The organism is Polynucleobacter sp. 35-46-11 (assembly GCF_002281105.1).
Window position 1 is genome coordinate 1 of the sequence record NZ_NCFJ01000623.1, and the last position, 1,335, is coordinate 1,335.

The following is a 1,335-nucleotide window of genomic DNA, read 5'->3' on the forward strand; positions in this document are numbered from 1 at the left end:
GCTGGTTAAGGCACTGGATTTTGATTCCAGCATGCGAAGGTTCGAATCCTTCTTCCCCTGCCAACTACTGTAGATACGACCAAAAGACATCCATTCGACCCCTACCAAAATTCCAACATCACCTATGTCCGCCCCAATGAACGCTGATTTACTGACTCTTTTCACAGGCAATGCAAATCCGGTTTTGGCCCATGCGGTAGCCAAAGAGCTCAATCTCCAAATGGGGAAAGCTTTTGTTGGTCGATTCTCTGATGGTGAAATCCAGGTAGAAATTCAAGAAAACGTCCGCGGTAAAAACGTGGTTGTTATCCAATCCACTTGTGCTCCAACAAACGACAGTTTGATGGAACTCATGATCATGATTGATGCCCTAAAACGAGCATCAGCAAGCCGCATAACCGCAGTGATCCCTTACTTCGGTTACGCCAGACAAGATCGTCGTCCGCGCTCAGCTCGGGTTGCCATCTCCGCCAGAATCGTTGCAAATATGCTTCAGTCCGTTGCTGGTGTTGAGCGTGTTTTGACCATGGACCTTCATGCTGACCAAATCCAGGGATTCTTTGATATTCCCGTGGATAACATCTACGCGTCTCCCGTCCTCCTAGCTGATTTGGAAGCCCAAAAGACTAAAAAAGATCTCATCATTGTTTCGCCTGACATTGGCGGCGTAGTTCGCGCCCGTGCAATGGCTAAGCAACTAGGCACAGATTTAGCGATTATTGATAAACGCCGCCCTAAGGCAAACGTATCAGAAGTAATGCACTTAATTGGCGAAGTAGAAGGTCGTCATTGCGTGATCATGGATGACATCATCGATACCGGCGGAACGCTCTGTAAGGCTGCTGAGGCGCTTAAAGAGCGCGGTGCGAAAGGTGTTACCGCCTACTGTACTCATGCCGTACTTTCTGGCGGTGCTGTAGCCCGCATTGCCGCATCTGAATTAGATGAATTGGTTGTTACCGACACCATTCCATTGACCCCAGAGGCAATGAAAATCGCCAAAATCCGTCAATTGAGCGTTGCTCCCATCCTAGCCGAGACCCTTTCCCGCATTAGCAAGGGTGATTCAGTAATGTCGATGTTCGCTGAATAAGCCAAAAATAGCGTTTCTACCCCTGTTTTTGGCAGTTTCGAGCCGTTTCTAGGCAAAAACCACGATTCCCAAGATATAATCAAAGGCTTTTCTGTTTGGTCGCGAACGGAAATTAACCTTAATTTAGGAATTCGATATGAAACTAGTAGCCTTTGAAAGAAGCGTACAGGGAACGGGTGCGAGCCGCCGTCTGCGCAACTCCGGTAAAACTCCGGGCATCATCTACGGCGGTAAAGACGCCG

At 48.4% G+C, this 1,335-nt stretch carries 1 protein-coding gene and 1 pseudogene; both read left to right on the forward strand.

The window, feature by feature from the left end:
* Positions 1 to 136: 136 nt before the first annotated feature.
* Positions 137 to 1,093 carry a ribose-phosphate pyrophosphokinase gene (locus B7Y67_RS18240; RefSeq protein WP_293599846.1) on the forward strand — a complete coding sequence of 319 codons (957 nt, stop codon included), beginning with the start codon at positions 137 to 139 and terminating at the stop codon, positions 1,091 to 1,093.
* A 136-nt stretch (positions 1,094 to 1,229) separates the two neighbouring features.
* Positions 1,230 to 1,335, forward strand: a pseudogene (locus tag B7Y67_RS18245) (50S ribosomal protein L25); the annotation flags it as partial.